Annotated in this window: 15 protein-coding genes; 6 read left to right on the top strand and 9 right to left on the bottom strand. The window is 66.7% G+C overall.

Features of this window, described 5'->3' with window-relative positions:
• Window positions 1–20: 20 nt before the first annotated feature.
• The 6 genes from AC4PTO_RS02550 to AC4PTO_RS02575 all read right to left on the bottom strand — a co-directional run bounded on the left by AC4PTO_RS02550 (window position 21) and on the right by AC4PTO_RS02575 (window position 6019).
• The gene (locus AC4PTO_RS02550) at window positions 21–761 is read right to left on the bottom strand and encodes an SDR family oxidoreductase (RefSeq protein ID WP_492731554.1); all 741 of its coding nucleotides are present in this window, start codon (window positions 759–761) and stop codon (window positions 21–23) included.
• Between the two features lie 66 nt (window positions 762–827).
• The gene (locus tag AC4PTO_RS02555; protein ID WP_492733511.1) at window positions 828–1139 is read right to left on the bottom strand and encodes a TFIIB-type zinc ribbon-containing protein; all 312 of its coding nucleotides are present in this window, start codon (window positions 1137–1139) and stop codon (window positions 828–830) included.
• Window positions 1140–1223: 84 nt separating this feature from the next.
• Window positions 1224–2684 (bottom strand): aldehyde dehydrogenase family protein, encoded by a 1461-nt coding sequence (locus tag AC4PTO_RS02560; protein WP_492731557.1) that lies wholly within the window; start codon window positions 2682–2684, stop codon window positions 1224–1226.
• Complete coding sequence (locus AC4PTO_RS02565; protein ID WP_492731559.1) at window positions 2674–4266, bottom strand: ABC transporter ATP-binding protein; 1593 nt, start codon at window positions 4264–4266, stop codon at window positions 2674–2676. The genes AC4PTO_RS02560 and AC4PTO_RS02565 overlap by 11 nt, the downstream gene beginning before the upstream one ends.
• Entirely contained in the window at window positions 4263–5078 is an 816-nt protein-coding gene (locus AC4PTO_RS02570) for an ABC transporter permease (RefSeq protein WP_492731562.1), read from the bottom strand. Before AC4PTO_RS02570 ends, AC4PTO_RS02565 begins: the two co-directional genes overlap by 4 nt.
• Window positions 5075–6019 carry an ABC transporter permease gene (locus AC4PTO_RS02575; protein ID WP_492731564.1) on the bottom strand — a complete coding sequence of 315 codons (945 nt, stop codon included), beginning with the start codon at window positions 6017–6019 and terminating at the stop codon, window positions 5075–5077. The genes AC4PTO_RS02570 and AC4PTO_RS02575 overlap by 4 nt, the downstream gene beginning before the upstream one ends.
• A 236-nt stretch (window positions 6020–6255) precedes the next feature.
• Here AC4PTO_RS02575 and AC4PTO_RS02580 point away from each other — a divergent pair, with 236 nt between their 5' ends.
• Both AC4PTO_RS02580 and AC4PTO_RS02585 read left to right on the top strand, forming a co-directional pair.
• The gene (locus tag AC4PTO_RS02580; RefSeq protein WP_492731566.1) at window positions 6256–7464 is read left to right on the top strand and encodes an aminopeptidase P family protein; all 1209 of its coding nucleotides are present in this window, start codon (window positions 6256–6258) and stop codon (window positions 7462–7464) included.
• A gap of 254 nt (window positions 7465–7718) precedes the next feature.
• Window positions 7719–8507: a L,D-transpeptidase gene (locus AC4PTO_RS02585; protein WP_492733512.1), complete on the top strand. Its 789-nt coding sequence runs from the start codon at window positions 7719–7721 to the stop codon at window positions 8505–8507.
• A gap of 47 nt (window positions 8508–8554) precedes the next feature.
• Here AC4PTO_RS02585 and AC4PTO_RS02590 read toward each other — a convergent pair whose 3' ends face one another.
• Window positions 8555–8896, bottom strand: a complete 342-nt coding sequence (locus AC4PTO_RS02590; protein WP_492731568.1) for a cupin domain-containing protein — start codon at window positions 8894–8896, stop codon at window positions 8555–8557.
• A gap of 11 nt (window positions 8897–8907) precedes the next feature.
• A complete protein-coding gene (locus tag AC4PTO_RS02595; RefSeq protein ID WP_492731570.1) occupies window positions 8908–10380 on the bottom strand; it encodes an ABC transporter substrate-binding protein in 1473 nt (490 codons plus the stop codon).
• A 208-nt stretch (window positions 10381–10588) separates the two neighbouring features.
• On the opposite strand from AC4PTO_RS02595, the gene panB reads away from it, so the two are divergent.
• Together panB and panC are read left to right on the top strand one after the other, a co-directional pair.
• Window positions 10589–11413 (top strand): 3-methyl-2-oxobutanoate hydroxymethyltransferase, encoded by an 825-nt coding sequence (panB, locus tag AC4PTO_RS02600; protein ID WP_492731572.1) that lies wholly within the window; start codon window positions 10589–10591, stop codon window positions 11411–11413.
• Window positions 11410–12249, top strand: coding sequence for a pantoate--beta-alanine ligase (panC, locus tag AC4PTO_RS02605; RefSeq protein WP_492731574.1), 840 nt, complete (start codon window positions 11410–11412; stop codon window positions 12247–12249). Before panB ends, panC begins: the two co-directional genes overlap by 4 nt.
• A 118-nt stretch (window positions 12250–12367) precedes the next feature.
• Here the strand turns inward: panC and AC4PTO_RS02610 are convergent, their stop codons facing one another.
• On the bottom strand, window positions 12368–13648 hold the full coding sequence (locus AC4PTO_RS02610) for an acetylornithine deacetylase/succinyl-diaminopimelate desuccinylase family protein (protein WP_492731576.1): 1281 nt from the start codon (window positions 13646–13648) through the stop codon (window positions 12368–12370).
• Window positions 13649–13807: 159 nt separating this feature from the next.
• Between AC4PTO_RS02610 and AC4PTO_RS02615 the strand changes: the two genes are divergently transcribed.
• Both AC4PTO_RS02615 and AC4PTO_RS02620 read left to right on the top strand, forming a co-directional pair.
• Entirely contained in the window at window positions 13808–14884 is a 1077-nt protein-coding gene (locus AC4PTO_RS02615; protein WP_492731579.1) for a hypothetical protein, read from the top strand.
• Window positions 14885–16018: a hypothetical protein gene (locus AC4PTO_RS02620; RefSeq protein ID WP_492731583.1), complete on the top strand. Its 1134-nt coding sequence runs from the start codon at window positions 14885–14887 to the stop codon at window positions 16016–16018. It begins immediately after the preceding gene.

Genomic DNA, 16018 nt, shown 5'->3' on the forward strand with positions numbered 1-16018 from the left:
CCCGTCCTTTTCCTGCGGTGTCAGATACAGCGCCCGCCATCGACGTTCAGCGCGACGCCCGTCACCATCGACGCCTCGTCCGAGCACAGGTAGAGCGCGGCGGCGGCCATGTCCTCAGGCGTCGAAAAGCGGCCGATCGGAATGGTCGAAAGGAACTTCGCGCGCATCTCGGGCGTGTCCTCGCCCATGAAGGATTTCAGCAGGGGCGTTTCCCCGGCCACCGGGTTGATCGCATTGACGCGGATGCCGGTTGGGGCCAGCTCGACCGCCATGGCCCGTGTCGCGGTGATCATCCAGCCCTTCGAGGCGTTATACCAGTTCAGCCGCGGCCGTGGGCTGACCCCGGCCGTCGAGGCGACGTTGAGGATGGCGCCGCGCCCGGCGGCCTTCATCAGCGGCACGATATGGCGCGCGGTCAGGAAGACCGATTTCGCGTTCACCGCAAGGACGCGGTCGAACTCGGCCTCCGAGACCTCTTCCATCGGTTGCGGCAGATGGGTGATGCCCGCGTTGTTCACAAGGATGTCGATGCGGCCCCAGGCCTTCATCGCCGCCGCTGTCATGCCCGCGACCGAGGCGTCGTCGCTGACATCCACCTCATGCGCGCGGGCGCCGGTTTCCTGCGCGAGCGTTTGCGCGGCGGCCCCGTTGAGATCGGCCACCATCACCTGCGCGCCTTCGCGCACGAAGCGCCGCGCGATCCCGGCCCCGAAGCCCGAGGCGCCCCCCGTCACGATTGCCGTCTTGCCGTCCAGCCGCATCCTTGCCCCCCTCATGATCCATGGGGAGGCAGAGTGGCAGAATACGCGCGCTTGGCAAGCGCGGGATCAGAAGTCGAACAGTTCCGACAGGAAGGATTCACGCTTCTTGTAGCGGCGAATATCCTTGCGGTCCCGATCGTGATCGCGGTCGTGATAGCGATCCCTGTCACGATGGCGGTCATCGTCGCGCGGCTGCCGGGGCGACGGCTCGGCACTGCGCGGCGGTTCGCTCAGCGGCATTGGGGGTGTGGCGCGGTCGATGATCTTGTCCAGCTCTCCGCGATCAAGCCAGACCCCGCGGCATTTCGGGCAGTAGTCGATTTCCACGCCATTGCGATCGGTCATCACGAGTGTTTCGCCATCTACCGGGCATTGCATCATGCGTGCTCCTCTCAAACCTGTCTCGGGTTTGAGATGGGGGTGGCGGGCGGGTGGCGCAACCCTTGCCCCCTTCGCGCCCGATCAGCCGTGCCAGGCCGCCACGGTCTTGAGCGCGGAAAAGCTGTAAAGCGCCTCGAACCCCTTTTCGCGGCCATGGCCCGAGCGCCCGGTGCCGCCGAAGGGCAGTTCTACCCCACCGCCCGCGCCGTAATTGTTCAGGAAGACCTGTCCGGCCCGCAACCGCCGGGCAAGCCGCATCTGGCGTGCGCCGCTTTCCGACCAGACGGCGGCCACCAGCCCGAAATCGGTGCCGTTGGCGATGGCGACGGCCTCTTCCTCGTCCTCGAAGGGGATCACGACCTGCGCGGGGCCGAAGATTTCCTCCTGGGCAAGGCGGTGGCCGGGGCGGACATCGGCAAAAAGATGCGGGGCGACGTAATGCCCGCCGGCGGGCGCATCGTTCCGGACGCGGCCCGTCGCGGCAAGGGCCAGGTCGCCGGCAAGGGCCAGATACCCGTCCACGACGGATTTCTGCCGCGCCGAGATCAGCGGCCCCAGATCGTGATCCTCCAGCGCCGGGCCCGCCTGAAGGGCGCGGTAGCGCGCGGCCATCCGCTCGACCAGTTCGTCGTGACGCGCGCGCGTGACAAGGATGCGCGAGGCCGCCGAACAGGTCTGCCCCGCATTCTGGATGCCCGCATTCACCAGAAAGGGCAGGGCGCGGTCCAGATCGGCATCGTCGAAGACAAGCTGGGGCGACTTGCCCCCGAGTTCGAGCGTCACCGGAACCACGTTGCGCGCCGCTGCCGCCTGGATCTGCACCCCCACCCCGACCGAGCCGGTGAAGCTGAGATGATGCACCCCGCGATGCGCGGCAAGGGCGGCCCCGGCCTCTTCGCCCAGGCCCGGCACCACGTTCAGCGCGCCGGGCGGCAGGCCTGCCTCAAGCGCGATATGCGCGAAGGCAAGCGCGGTCAGGCTGGCCTCTTCGGCGGGTTTCAGAACAGCCGCATTGCCCATTGCAAGCGCCGCCCCGACCGAGCGTCCGATGATCTGCATCGGATAGTTCCAGGGCACGATATGCCCCGTTACGCCATGCGGCTCGCGCAGGGTATAGGCGGTATAGCCGTTCAGATAGGGGATGGTTTCGCCCATCACCTTGTCGGCCGCCCCGCCATAGAATTCCAGGTATCGCGCAAGCGCGACCGCATCGGCGCGGGCCTGTTTCAGCGGCTTGCCGACATCCAGCGCCTCAAGCACGGCCAGATCCCCGGCGCGTTCCAGGACAAGCCGGCCCATCCGGGTCAGGATGCGGCCCCGCTCGGTCGCCGAAAGTGCGCCCCAGTCGCCGCCAAGGGCCTGGCCTGCGGCGGTGACGGCGGCGTCGATCTCGTCCGCGCCGCAGCGCGCGATTCGCGCGATGGTGGCGCCGGTAGAGGGGTTCTCGACGGGGATGTGGTCCTGCGCGGGGTGCCAGCGGCCGCCGGCCAGATACGCGGCCGGGTCGAACCACAGGGCGGCGGCAAGCGGGTCATCGGTCATCTTCGGGCTCCATCCAGGCGGGCGGGATCTGCGGCGTGGCCGCGATCAGGCGTTGCGTGTAGGGGTGGGCGGGGGCGGTGAAGACCTGCTCGGTCGGACCGTCCTCGACGATGCGGCCCGCCTGCATCACCAGCACCCGCGAGGTGACGTTGCGCACCACCGACAGGTCGTGCGAGATGAAAAGATAGGCCAGCCCGTGGCTGTCGCGCAGCGCCGCCAGCAGGTCCAGCACCTGCGCGCGCATCCGCACGTCCAGCGCCGAGACTGCCTCGTCCAGCACGATCAGCGCGGGGCGGATGATCAGCGCGCGGGCAATGGCGATGCGCTGCCGCTGGCCGCCGGAAAACTCGTGGATGAAGCGGTGCCGGTCATCGGGCGAAAGGCCCACCTCGCGCAGGCTTTCGGCGACGCGCGCGCGCCAGTCGGCGGGCCGACCGGTCAGGTGGAAGGGTTCGGCCACAAGGCGCTCCACCCGGTGGCGGGGGTTGAAGCTGCCATAGGGGTCCTGGAACACCACCTGAACCATGGCGCGGTCCTGCCGGGGCATCTGGGGCCCGGTTTCGCGCCCCGCCAGCGTGATCCGCCCGCCCTGAAGCGCATCGAGCCCAAGGATCGCGCGGGTCAGGGTGGATTTGCCGCACCCCGATTCCCCCACAAGGCCAAGGCTTTCGCCTTCGTGCAGCGTGAAGCCGACATCGTCGACGGCCCGCAATTCGGGATGCGCGGCCAAAGGCGTGGGGCGGGGCAGGCGATAGATCCGCGTGGCGCCCTGCGCGACCAGAAGCGGCCTTTGCGCGCCCGCCGCGGCCTTGGGCGGCTGATGGGTCGAGGCTTCGAACAGCGCCGCGGTATAGGGATGGCGGCGGTTGCGGAACAGGGGCTCCGTCGGGCCCTGTTCGACGATGCGGCCCGATTTCATCACCGCCACGCGATGCGCCATACCCGACACGACCGCAAGGTCATGCGTGATAAGCAGAAGCGCCATCCCCTCTTCGGCCACCAGATCGCGCAGCAGGTCAAGGATCTGCGCCTGGGTGGTCACGTCAAGCGCGGTGGTCGGCTCGTCCGCGATCAGGATCGCGGGGCGCAGCGCGATGGCAAGCGCGATGGCCACGCGCTGCCGCTGCCCGCCCGAAAGCTCGTGCGGGTAAAGGCTTGCGGGAAAGCGCGGCGCATGCAGGCCGACACGGTCGAGCCGCGCGCGCGCGATCTGCTGCGCCTTCGCGCGGGGCATGTTGCGATGCACCATCAGCGTCTCGGCCACCTGGTCGCCGATCGTCATCAGCGGGTTCAGCGCGGTCATCGGCTCTTGAAAGATCATGCCGATCTCGTCCCCGCGCAGGGCACACATGCGCGCCTCGGACAGGGCCAGAAGGTTCTGGCCGTTCAGCATGACCTCGCCCGAGGCTTTCGCGCCGTCGGGCAGAAGGCCCATCACCGAAAGCGCGGCCATGGATTTCCCCGAGCCGCTTTCGCCCACAAGGCCAAGGGTTTCGCCGGGCGACAGGTCAAGATCCAGATCCGTCAGGATCTGGTGCGGGCCGATCGTCACCGACAGCTTGCGCAGCGACAGAAGCGTCATGCGACGCGCCCCCGCAGCCGCGGATCAAGCGCATCGCGCAGCCCGTCGCCCAGAAGGTTCAGCCCCAGCACGGTGGCCACGATCGCCAGCCCCGGAAACAGCGCCACATGCGGGGCAAGGGTCACCATGGTCTGGGCCTCGGCCAGCATGCGCCCCCAGCTGGGGGTGGGGGGCTGCGCGCCAAGCCCGACATAGGACAACCCCGCCTCGGCCAGGATGCCAAGCGAGAACTGGATCGTGCCCTGCACGATCAGCAGGTTGGCGATATTGGGCAGGATATGCTCGACCGAGATCCGCGCGCGGCCCTTGCCCGCCACCTGCGCCGCGCGGACATAATCCAGCGTCCAAAGGCTGAGCGCGCCCGCGCGGGCCACGCGGGCGAAGACGGGGATGTTGAAGATGCCGATGGCGATGATCGCATTCACCGCCGAGGGGCCGAAAACCGCCGTGATGAGGATTGCGATGACAAGCGAGGGGAAGGCGAAGATCAGGTCGTTGCCGCGCATGATCACCTCGTCCAGCCAGCTGCCGCGCCGGGCCGCCGCAGCCAGCCCGAAGGGCACGCCAAGGCCCATGCCGATCCCCACCGCCACAAGCGCGACCGCAAGCGAGGTGCGCGCGCCCGCCATCAGAAGCGCCGCAATGTCGCGCCCGAAATGATCGGTCCCGGCCCAATGCGCGGCCGAGGGCGGTTGCAGCCGCTGGCCGATGGCCATGGCCGACACGTCATAAGGCAGCCAGATCAGCGACAGCAGCGCCGCCGCCACGGCAAGGCCGCTCAGCACCGCGCCTGCGACAAGCCCCGGCCTCATGCGCGCCGCCTCAGCCGCGGGTCCACGGCCGCATAGGCAAGATCGGTGAGAAACGTCACCATGATCACCGCGAAGACAAGGATCATCACCACCGATTCCACCACGATCAGGTCGCGCTGCGTGATCGCTTGAAAGATCAGCCGCCCGAGGCCGGGAATGTAGAACACGTTCTCGATGATGATCGCGCCCGCCAGAAGAAACGAGAACTGCATCCCGAGGATCGTCAGGACCGGGATCATCGCGTTGCGCAGCGCGTGGCGCAACAGCGCGCGCGCCCGGCTCAGCCCCTTGGCGCGGGCGGTGCGGATATAGTCCTGGCCCATCGTCTCGATCAGCGCAGAGCGCAGGACGCGGGCCAGGATAGCGGCCTGTGGAAGCGCAAGCGCCACGGCGGGAAGCACCAGCGCGCGCAGCGCCGCGACTGGATCGGACCAGCCCGGAAAGCCGCCGGCGGGAAAGATCCTCCAGCGCACGGCCAGAAGCAGCACGAGCAGCATCGCGAACCAGAAATTCGGCACGGCGATCCCCAGCTGGGTGGCGCCGATCACCGCCGCGTCGGCCGCCCGCCCCCGCCGCGCGGCCGCGACAAGGCCCGCCGGCAGGGCAAGCGCCGTCGACAGCACCAGCGCCCCCGCGGCAAGCGGCAGCGACACGGCAAGCCGGTCCCCGACCAGTTCCGCGACCGGCACGCGATAGGTGTAGGAAGTGCCAAGATCCCCCGTCAGCATGCCGCCGACCCAGCCGAGATAGCGCATCGGCAGGGATTGGTTCAGCCCCAGCGTCTCGCGCAGCGCGGCCACGGTATCGGGGCTGGCGTTCAGGCCCAGCATATAGGCCGCCGGATCGCCGGGAATGACTTCGATCACCGCAAAGACGACCAGGCTTGCGACGAACAGGCTTGCCGCAAGCGAAAGGACCCGGTGCAGGACAAATCGCGTCATCAGATCTCCTTCCCTGCGGAGGCTGGCGCGTGCGTGGGCGGCGGTCAAGGCCCGATCGGCGCGCCCGATCGGGAAATCCCGTTGAGTTTCGCGCGCGCTTGCGGCACCGTGGCCCCGAGTCGCGGCGATGGCGTCGCCGCAGGGATATCCCGATGCTCGCGGGCGGTGACCCGCTTTCGTCCTGTACGCCGGGATCTTGCGGGGTCCCTGCCTGTGGCCCCATTCGGAGGTCTGAAATGACGAAACGTCCCGAATTCTACACCTGTGAGAACGGCGCCAAGGCTGTGCTTCCCTTCGCACCCGAGGAATACGAGGCCCGGCTTGCCGGTTTGCGCGACCTGATGGAGATGCACGGGCTTGATGCCTGCCTGTTCAGCTCGATGCACAATATCGCCTATTACTCGGGGTTCCTCTATTGCAGCTTCGGGCGGCCCTACGGGCTTGTCGTGACGCGTGAGCGCTCGGTCGTGATCTCGGCGGGGATCGACGCGGGGCAGCCGTGGCGGCGCTGCCATGGCGAGGCGCTGACCTATACCGACTGGGCGCGCGACAATTACTGGCGCGCGGTGGCGCATGTGATCGGCACGGGCAAGGCGGTCGGGGTCGAGGCCGACCACCTGACGATGGTCAATGCCGAGAAGTTCAGCCACTTCCTCAAACCCGCACGGGGGCTGGACATCGCGCCGGGCACGATGGCGCAAAGGATGGTGAAATCCGAGGCCGAGATCGCGCTGATCCGGCATGGCGCGGCGGTGGCCGATCTGGGCGGCCATGCGATCAGGGACGCCATCCGCGAAGGCGTGCGCGAGATCGACGTGGCGATGGCCGGACGCGATGCCATGGAGGCCGAGATCGCCCGGCGTTTCCCCGATGCCGAATACCGCGACACCTGGGTCTGGTTCCAGTCGGGGCTGAATACCGACGGGGCGCATAACCCCGTCACGGGGCGCAGGCTGAAGCGCGGCGATATCCTTTCGCTGAACTGCTTCCCGATGATCTCGGGCTATTACACGGCGCTGGAACGCACGATGTTCCTGGGCGAGGCCGACGCGGCCAGCCTGAAGATCTGGGAGGCCAATGTCGCCGCGCATGAATACGGCATCAGCCTTCTGCAACCCGGCGCGCGCTGCGACGAGATCACCGGCAAGATCAACGCCTTCTTCGAAGAGCGCGACCTGCTGCAATACCGCACCTTCGGCTATGGCCACAGCTTCGGCGTGCTGTCGCATTACTACGGGCGCGAGGCGGGGCTGGAACTGCGCGAGGACATCGACACCGTGCTTGAACCCGGCATGGTCATCTCGATGGAGCCGATGCTGACCCTGCCCGAGGGCCGCCCCGGCGCGGGCGGTTACCGCGAGCATGATATCCTGGTGATCGGCGAGGACGGGGCCGAGAATATCACCGGCTATCCCTATGGGCCGGGCTTCAACACCATAGGCTAGGCGGCGTCACGGCCGTGGCGGGGGATCGCGCGGGTGCAATGCCGCCCGCGCGCACCCTGACGGGGCCGATTTGTCCTTTTCTGCGGCCTATTTGCCGCGCTTGTGGATAGATTTGGCCTGCGCGGGGTTGACGCAGGGGGTGATGCGCGCGCTGATACGCTGATCTGCCCGAAAGGGAATCGTCTTCTGCCAAGGACATGATCATAGTGAACGCGCCTGTTTCCAGATTGCTGCGGCCCATCGTCGGGCTGTTGATGCTAGCCGCCGTCGCCGCCTGCGGTGCCGCCCCGACGCAAAGCTCGCAAAATGCCAACGTGCCGCCGGAATACCGGGCGTTGCAGGACGGCGAGCGGATCATTCCCGCCGTCAGCCCGACCTACCTGACCGAACGCAACCGCCGCAAATGGGTGTCCTATAACGGCCCCGAGGCGCCTGGCACGATCGTAATCGACCCCTATGCCCGGCTTCTCTATCACGTCACCCAGCCCGGCCTTGCGATGCGGTTCGGCATTGCCGTGGGCAAGCAGGGCCGGGGCTTCTCGGGCACGGCGGCGGTCATGCGCAAGGAAGAATACCCCTATTGGGCGCCCACGAAGAACATGATCCGTCAGGACCCCGAGCTTTACGGGCCGCTGGCCGGTGGCCTTCCCGGCGGGCTGGACAACCCGCTTGGCGCGCGCGCGCTGTATCTTTACCGCAACGGCCGCGACACGATGTATCGCATCCACGGCACGATGGACCCGAGCTCGATCGGCAAGGCGACATCGGCAGGCTGCATCCGCCTGTTCAACCAGGACATCATCGACATGTTCGACGAAACGCCGATCGGCACGCGCGTGAAGGTGCGCACGCGGGCCGAAAGCGTGGCGCTGGAAGGTCCGGTGGTCGAGCTGTCGACCGGCTATCTGGTGCCGGCCGCCTCGGTCGAACTGATCGAGGCCGACCGGGCCGCCGCCGCAATGGGCCCCACCGCCGCCGAGCTTGAGGCCGAAGCCCATGCCCGCGCCGTGCGCGACGCCGAGCTGCGCGGCCAGGGTGGCTGAGCCGTCGCCCGGCCTGACATTGGCGGGCGCCCTTCGGGGCGCCCGTTTCATTTCAGCAAGATGACGTAATCCTTGCGCGTGGTCTCAAGCACCTCCCATGTGCCTTCGAAGCCCGGACGGATCACGAAACTGTCGCCGGGCCCCACCGTCAGGCTTGTGCCATCCGTGCCGGTGATGACCGAGCGGCCTTCGAGGATCCGGCAATATTCCCACTCGTCATAGGCAATGCGCCACTTGCCCGGCGTCGATTGCCAGATGCCGCAGTAAAGCCCCGCATCCTCTTCGGCGTTCCAGGTGGTGTGCACCGGGTCCCCGGCCAGAACCTTTTCGGGGGCGGGGCGCGTGGTTTCCGGCGCTGCCGCGGCGGGCGTCAGGCGATAGATCCGCATCGCGCCCTGGCTCATTCGGTCCAGTGCACGGCGGTCAGGTCGTTGGCCTGGGTCGGGGCATTTTCCCACAACCCCTCGATGCGCGCATCGGCCACGCCGGTCTTGGCAAGCTGGAAGAGATAGACGTTGACGTAATCCCCGGCGATCATGCGCTGTGCGTCCTGCAACAGCGCGCTGCGCGCGGCCGCATCGGTGGTGCGGTCAAGCGTTTCCATGAGGGCCACGAATTCGGGCCGGGCATAGCCGAAATAGTAATCGTCGCGCGCATAGATGTTGATGTCGGCGGGTTCGGTATGGCTGATGATGGTCAGGTCGAAATCGCGCCCCTTGAACACCTGTTCAAGCCATTGCGCCCATTCCAGATTGGTGATCTCGGTCCGGATGCCCACGGCGGCAAGCTGGGCTGCGATGATCTCGCCCCCGCGGCGGGCATAGGTGGGCGGCGGCAGCGCAAGGCGCAGGGTCAGGTCGGTCACGCCCGCCTCGGCCAGAAGCGCCTTCGCACGCTCGGGGTCATAGGCCGACAACTCGGTCAGATCGACATAATCGGGGTTGTGCGGCGCGAAATGCGTGCCGATGGGCGTGCCATAGCCGAACATCGCCCCGTCGATCACGTCCTGGCGGTTGATCGCATGGGCGATGGCCTCGCGCAGTTTTACATTGTCCAGCGGCGCCTTGCGGTTGTTCATCGCAAGGATCGTCTCGCCCTCGGTCGAGCCGACGATCACCTTGAAACGCGGGTCCGCCTCAAGCTGGGGCAGCGTTTCGGGGGCGGGAAAGTTCGGGAAGGCATCCACATCGCCCGCCATCATGGCCGCGAACGCCGCCGTCGGGTCCGAGATGAAGCGGAACGTTGCCTGCCGGAGTGCGGGTTTCGCCCCCCAGTAGTCGGGGAAGGCCGTCAGCGTGACGTGATCGCCCTGCACCCATTCGCCAAAGGCGAAGGGGCCCGTGCCCACGGGTTTCGTCGCAAGCTCCGCGGCGCTTTCTGGGGCCACGATGACCGCATCGCCCCATGCCATCTTGAAGGGAAAGGCACCATCGGGTGCGGCCAGCGTGACCTGCACCGTGGCAGGGTCCAGCACCTCGACCGAGGCGATCCCGCCGAACAGCGCCTTTTGCGCATTGGCGCTGTCCTCGGCCCGCGCCCGGTCGAGCGAGAATTTCACGTCCTCGGCGTCAAAGCCGCTGCCATCGTGAAAGACCACGCCGCCCTGAAGATGGAAGGTGTAGACGGTGCCGTCCTCGGAAATATCCCAGCTTTCGGCAAGGGCGGGCAGGACCGCGCCGTCGGGGCCGAAGCGCGTCAGCCCCTCGTAGATATTGGCATAGACCACCTCGTCGATCGCGGCGGCGGCCCCGGCCGTGGGGTCAAGGTTCGGCGGCTCCAGCACCATGCCAAGCGTGATCGCATCGGGCGCTGCGGCGGCGGAACCCGCTGCCAGCAGACAGGCGGCGGCGGTTGTCATAAGGCGGTGCAACATCTTGGCCTCCCTTCGGCTTTGGCGCCGCGCCTTGCGGCCGGCCTGCGCATGATTGACCCGTTCTTCCTTGCCGATCAAGGGTTTTGCCGCCTCCGATGCGGCACGGGCCGTCCACACCGGCCCCTGCTGCGCTGCGGCAAAAAATCCTTTCTTTGCAGGGGTGGCCCCGTTATTGCTTGTCGCAACGGGAGAGAGTGGGGGGCGAGAGATGAGCGCTACGGGATCTGTGCGTCAGTTGATGCCGGCGGATATTGCCGGGATGAAGGGCGGGGTGCCGATCGTCTGCCTGACGGCCTATACGACCCCTGTTGCCAAGCTGGTGGACGCGCATTGCGACCTGGTCCTTGTCGGGGACTCGGTGGGGATGGTGCTGCACGGCCTGCCCTCGACCCTTGGCGTCACGATGGAGATGATGATCCTGCACGGGCAGGCGGTCGCCCGCGGGCTGAAGCGCGCGCTGATGGTCATCGACATGCCCTTCGCAAGCTATGAGGAAGGCCCCGCGCAGGCGTTCCGCAACGCCGCCCGGCTGATGGCGGAAACCGGGGCCGGGGCGGTCAAGCTGGAAGGCGGCCAGCATATGGCCGAAACGATCGCGTTCCTGGTGGCGCGCGGTATCCCGGTGATGGCGCATCTTGGCCTGACGCCGCAATCGGTGAACACGCTGGGGGGATACAAGGTGCAGGGCCGCGGCAAGGATGCCGAGCGGCTTCTGGCCGATGCCCGCGCCGTCACGCAGGCGGGCGCCTTCGCGGTGGTGCTGGAAAAGGTGCCCACGCTTCTGGCCGACAGGATCACCGCGGAAACGAGAATCCCCACGATAGGCATCGGTGCGGGTGAGGGATGCGACGGGCAGGTGCTTGTCGTGGACGACATGCTTGGCCTTTTCACCGACTTCCGGCCGAAATTCGTCAAGCGCTTCGGGGAACTTGGGGCCGAGGCCGAGGTCGCCGTGGCGGCCTATGCCGCCGAGGTGCGCGCCCGCACCTTCCCCGCACCCGAGCACAGCTTCAACGACGGGGCCTCCAAATGACGCAGGTGATCCGCAGCAGCGCCGAACTGCGCGAGAAGGTGGCGGGCTGGAAACGCTCGGGCATGCTGGTGGGGGTGGTGCCCACGATGGGCGCGCTGCATGACGGCCACCTGAGCCTTGCCCGCGCCGCCCGCGCGCAATCGGACCGCGTGATCGTCACCATCTTCGTCAACCCGATGCAGTTCAACGCGGCCGAGGATCTTCTCAAGTATCCCCGTGACGAGGCGCGCGATCTGGCGCTGCTCGAGGCCGAGGGCGTGGATGTCCTGTTCGCGCCCGATGTCACCGAGGTCTATCCCGAGGGCTTTGAGACGCAGGTCTCGGTCAAGGGCGTCTCGGAACCGCTGGAAGGCGCCTTCCGGCCGGGTCATTTCGACGGTGTCGCCACCGTGGTCACCAAGCTGTTCGGAATGACGCAGGCGGGCCGCGCCTTCTTCGGCGAGAAGGACTGGCAGCAGCTTCAGGTCGTCCAGCGCCTTGTGCTGGACCTCAACATCCCGATCCGGATCATCGGCTGCCCCACGATCCGCGAAGAGGACGGGCTTGCGATGTCGTCGCGCAACGTGCGCCTGAGCCCGCAGGAACGCGCCCTGGCCCCCGCGCTGCACCGGATCATGCAGGACGCCGCTGCCGCACTCCGCGCCGGCAACGCCATGGAACCGGAGCTTGAAAAGGCCCGCACGGCCATCCTCGCCGCGGGGTTCAGGAGCATCGAATATCTGGAACTGCGCTCGGTCGACGGGCTGAAACCGATGGCGTCCTTCGAAGACGGTGCGCGGATGCTGTTCGCGGGCTGGCTGGGCGATGTGCGCCTGATCGACAATATCGCCGTGTGATGGCGCCGGGGGTTTTCCACCCCCGGACCCCCGGAGGATATTGGGACAAAGGTGAAACCCCTTCATCTTCGTATAAATATCCCCGCCGGAGGCTTCCGCAATATCGGGCCGCGCAGCGCTATGTGCTCAGTAATTCGGCCAGAACCAGCGCCATGACGCGCGCGGAATCGGCCATGTCGTCCACGCCGATCCATTCGTCGGGCTGATGGGCAAGGGCAAGTTCGCCCGGGCCATAGGCGATGCAGTTCTTCAGGCGCCCGATCCGGTCGATGTGCTTCTGGTCATAGGTGCCGGGAGAGACGACGTAGCGCGCTTCGCGGCCAAGGACGGTTTCGATCGCGGCGGCGGCCGAGCGGACGATGGGGGCGGTCTTGTCGGTCATCGTGGGCTGGACCTCGAAGATGTCACGGATCTCGTAGCTGAATTTGGGGCGTAGGGCCTTGACCCGTTCCAGAAGCGCGGTGATCTCGTGCTTCACCTCGGCCAGGTCTTCTTCGATCAGGAAGCGGCGATCTATGGTGATGCGGCAGCGGTCGGGCACGCAGGGTGCGGGCAGGCCGGTATAGCCGGGCTCGGGTTCGGGTTCGCCGCCATGGATGGCGTTGATGTTGAGCGTGGACTGGCGCGCGCCTTCGGGAATGACCGGCATGGCGGTGGTCTTGCCCGCCAGCAGGGGAAAGAGGGTTTCCTCCATCTCGGCCAGAACCGCGCCCATGTGCCGGATCGCGCTGTCGCCCAGAAATGGCATCGAGCCGTGGGCGATGCGGCCATGCGTTTCGATCTCGGCCCACCAGACGCCGCGATGGCCCAGGCAGATCTGGTCCTTGTGCAGGGGTTCGGGGATGATGACGTGCTGCACGCGGGCGGGGTCGAAATAGCCCTGGCTTGCCAGATGGGCCACGCCGCCATAGCCGCCGGTCTCTTCGTCCGCGGTTGCGGAAATCTCGATCGCGCCGGTGAAATCGGGGCAGGCGGCGGTGAAGGCCTCGACCGCGATGACCGAGGCGGCAAGGCCGCCTTTCATGTCACAGGCGCCGCGGCCATAGATGCGGTTTCCGTCGATCTCGCCGCCGAAGGGATCGCGGGTCCAGCCGTGGCCGACCTCGACCACGTCGTGATGCGAGTTGAAATGCACGCAATCGCCCGGCCCGCGGCCTTCGATCCGCGCAACGAGGTTCCAGCGCGGGTAGGTGTCGCTGTCCCCCGGGGTGCCTTTCGCGCGGATCATGTCGATGGAGAAGCCCTGCGGTGCAAGGCGGGCGGCAAGGAAATCGCAGATTTCCCGATAGTTGCGCCCCGGAGGGTTGAGCGTCGGGATGCGTATCAGATCCTGCGTGAGGCGGATCAGGTCATCGCGGCGCGCGGCGATCTCTTGTGACAGGCGGATATCGGCTTCCATCGGGGCAGGCTAACGCCGGGTTCCGCGTCGGGCAATCGCAAAGCGTGTGCAAAAGAAGTGGCGGCGGGCGCATGATTTGTTTAGCTTTTCGCGCAGGGGCTCTGGAATGTGGGCGGCGGGCTTCCCAAGTTGTAAATGGGATTAACATTGGAGGTGGAGATGGCCGGATTTGATGCGCAGATCGAGGAAAGCCAGCGGCAGGTGTCGCAGGCGCAGGCGAAGATCTCGGAGGTGACCAGCCGGATCGAGGCCGCGCGCCAGAAGCTTGAGGCCGGTCAGGATATCTCCATGGATATCGAGAACGCGACGCTGGAGGAGGTGCAGGCCCATGCCGATGCGATGAATGCCAATATCGCAGAGCTGATCATGGGGCTGGACGATGTGACGGCCGGGTTCTCCAAGGATTTCGACGAGATGCGCTCGAAAACCGCGTGGGAAAGCTTCGTGGGGATCTTTGCCCGAGGCAAATCCGAGGCGATGCGGCAGGAACGTCTGCGCGCGGCCTCGATCGACGCAAAGTTGCAGGATCTGATCGGCAAGTCCGACACGATCGTGAAGCTTCTCGACGGCCAGCTTGCGGTGCTGGAAGAGCAGAAGGCCAAGGTGGAGGGCAACCTCACCGGCACGCTGGACGAGCGCGAGGCGACGGTTGCCGCGCTGGAAGGCGTGCGGGCCGAAATTCAGGGGATGGACCCGAAGATCATCGAGCTTGAGAACAAGATCGCGGTCGAGCAGGACGCGGCGGCGCGCACCAAGCTGGAAACCGAACTGGCCGCGCTGAACGTGCGCTACAACGCGCTTGTGCAGGACGAGCAGGTCAAGCTTGCGAAATCCCAGACGCTGGAGCGTTATATCGAGAAGGGCAAGACCTGGGTCGACAGCCTTCAGAACCAGGCGGCGACGCAGATGGTCCTGATCAACAAGTTGCAGACCGATACCAAGCAGCGCGTGGTGCTTTACGATGCGCTGACCAAGTCGCTCAAGACCGCGCAGCAGCAGGACGTGGCGCACCGGATCAACGAGATCGGGGTCAAGACCGACCAGGAGGCGCAGACCGCCATGGCCGGGATCGGGGCCGCCACCAACACCCGGATGGCCGAGATGCTGGAGGCGCACGAGGATCACATGGTCTTTGCCCGCAAGGTTCTGGAGCAGAAGGCCAAGGCCGACGAGCGTTTCGCCCGCCGCTTTGCCGCGATCGTCGAGAAGCACGACAAGAACCTGTATGGTGGCTAAGTGCCCGATCTCGATCTGACAAAGGATCACAAGCTCCTTGAGGACGATATCGCCGCGCGGCGGTATTTCGCCAAGTTCGACCGGATCACCCGGATGCTGGCCTCGGTCGCCGTCGAGATGGAGGAGGACCGCCATCTGGGGCGTGCCGATGCCGCGATCCTGTCGGGCTATGTCGGGGCGATCTCGGCCAGCTTCCGGGCGCTTTCGGTGAAATACCTCGTCTCCGGCCGGCTTGCCGGTCCGGCCCGGCGCCACCTGACGATCGACCTGCACGAAAGCGGGTTCCCGATCTACCAGGAACTGGTCACGATGGCCAATGATGCCGCGCAGGCCGCCCGCCATCTGGAGGGCATGGCAAGTGCGGACGATCTGCGCGACCGCATGATCCGGCGCATCGTGGGCGAACGGGTGCTGCCGACCGAGCTGCAATATGCCATGAGCCAGCGGCTTTACTACGAGGCGCTTGCGGCGGGGGGGCTGTTCTGGCCGCAGATGCATCCGGTGGCGCAGTGGATCTCGGACCTGCCCGGCGGGCGGCGGCGCTTCCTGTTGCACTGGGCGGTCTATGACAGCCAGCTCAACGTGCCCGTCGTCTATCTGATGGAGCTTGAGGATAGCGGGCGCCGCGCGCTGCCGCTGGACGAGGGACGTTGGCCGCAGGTGCAAAGCCATCTGCTGGCGCAATCCGTGGGCGGGCTGAAGCCGGTGACGATTGCCAAGGGGCTCGATACCGATTTCTCGGACCTGCATCCCAAGCGGCTTCGGCGCATCCATCTGGGGCCGATGTATTCTTCGGCCTTCACGATGCAGACCGGCCCGATCCGCGAGGTTCTGGACGAGGCCAACGCGCCCGATGGCGAGGATTGGGCGCTTGCCTGGACGCTGGAAGAGCTGGAAAGCGAGCGGGTCGAGGTTGAACGCGGCTGGTTCACGAATACCGAACGCGAGATCTTCCGCCTTGATCCCTTTGCCGGGGGCGGCGGCGGGGCCGAGAGCGGCGCCACGCGCGTGTCACGCTCGTTGATCCTGCCGCAGCGCCCGTTCCAGGTTCTGGCAGAGAAAGACCCGGCCGGATTTCGGGATGTCCGCAAGTTCGTGGTCGGCCGGGAAGGCCGTGTCGTTGTTTATGATTGA

It is taken from the genome of Rhodobacter maritimus, from assembly GCF_058747975.1.

What these genes read in the sequence shown, in the direction of transcription:
- AC4PTO_RS02595 (WP_492731570.1), bottom strand. Translation starts at nt 10,380, where the DNA reads ATGTTGCACCGCCTTATGACAACCGCCGCCGCCTGTCTGCTGGCAGCG.
- AC4PTO_RS02610 (WP_492731576.1), bottom strand. Translation starts at nt 13,648, where the DNA reads ATGGAAGCCGATATCCGCCTGTCACAAGAGATCGCCGCGCGCCGCGAT.
- AC4PTO_RS02615 (WP_492731579.1), top strand. Translation starts at nt 13,808, where the DNA reads ATGGCCGGATTTGATGCGCAGATCGAGGAAAGCCAGCGGCAGGTGTCG.
- AC4PTO_RS02560 (WP_492731557.1), bottom strand. Translation starts at nt 2,684, where the DNA reads ATGACCGATGACCCGCTTGCCGCCGCCCTGTGGTTCGACCCGGCCGCG.
- AC4PTO_RS02565 (WP_492731559.1), bottom strand. Translation starts at nt 4,266, where the DNA reads ATGACGCTTCTGTCGCTGCGCAAGCTGTCGGTGACGATCGGCCCGCAC.
- panB (WP_492731572.1), top strand. Translation starts at nt 10,589, where the DNA reads ATGAGCGCTACGGGATCTGTGCGTCAGTTGATGCCGGCGGATATTGCC.
- AC4PTO_RS02570 (WP_492731562.1), bottom strand. Translation starts at nt 5,078, where the DNA reads ATGAGGCCGGGGCTTGTCGCAGGCGCGGTGCTGAGCGGCCTTGCCGTG.
- AC4PTO_RS02590 (WP_492731568.1), bottom strand. Translation starts at nt 8,896, where the DNA reads ATGCGGATCTATCGCCTGACGCCCGCCGCGGCAGCGCCGGAAACCACG.
- AC4PTO_RS02555 (WP_492733511.1), bottom strand. Translation starts at nt 1,139, where the DNA reads ATGCAATGCCCGGTAGATGGCGAAACACTCGTGATGACCGATCGCAAT.
- AC4PTO_RS02580 (WP_492731566.1), top strand. Translation starts at nt 6,256, where the DNA reads ATGACGAAACGTCCCGAATTCTACACCTGTGAGAACGGCGCCAAGGCT.
- AC4PTO_RS02550 (WP_492731554.1), bottom strand. Translation starts at nt 761, where the DNA reads ATGCGGCTGGACGGCAAGACGGCAATCGTGACGGGGGGCGCCTCGGGC.
- AC4PTO_RS02585 (WP_492733512.1), top strand. Translation starts at nt 7,719, where the DNA reads ATGCTAGCCGCCGTCGCCGCCTGCGGTGCCGCCCCGACGCAAAGCTCG.
- panC (WP_492731574.1), top strand. Translation starts at nt 11,410, where the DNA reads ATGACGCAGGTGATCCGCAGCAGCGCCGAACTGCGCGAGAAGGTGGCG.
- AC4PTO_RS02575 (WP_492731564.1), bottom strand. Translation starts at nt 6,019, where the DNA reads ATGACGCGATTTGTCCTGCACCGGGTCCTTTCGCTTGCGGCAAGCCTG.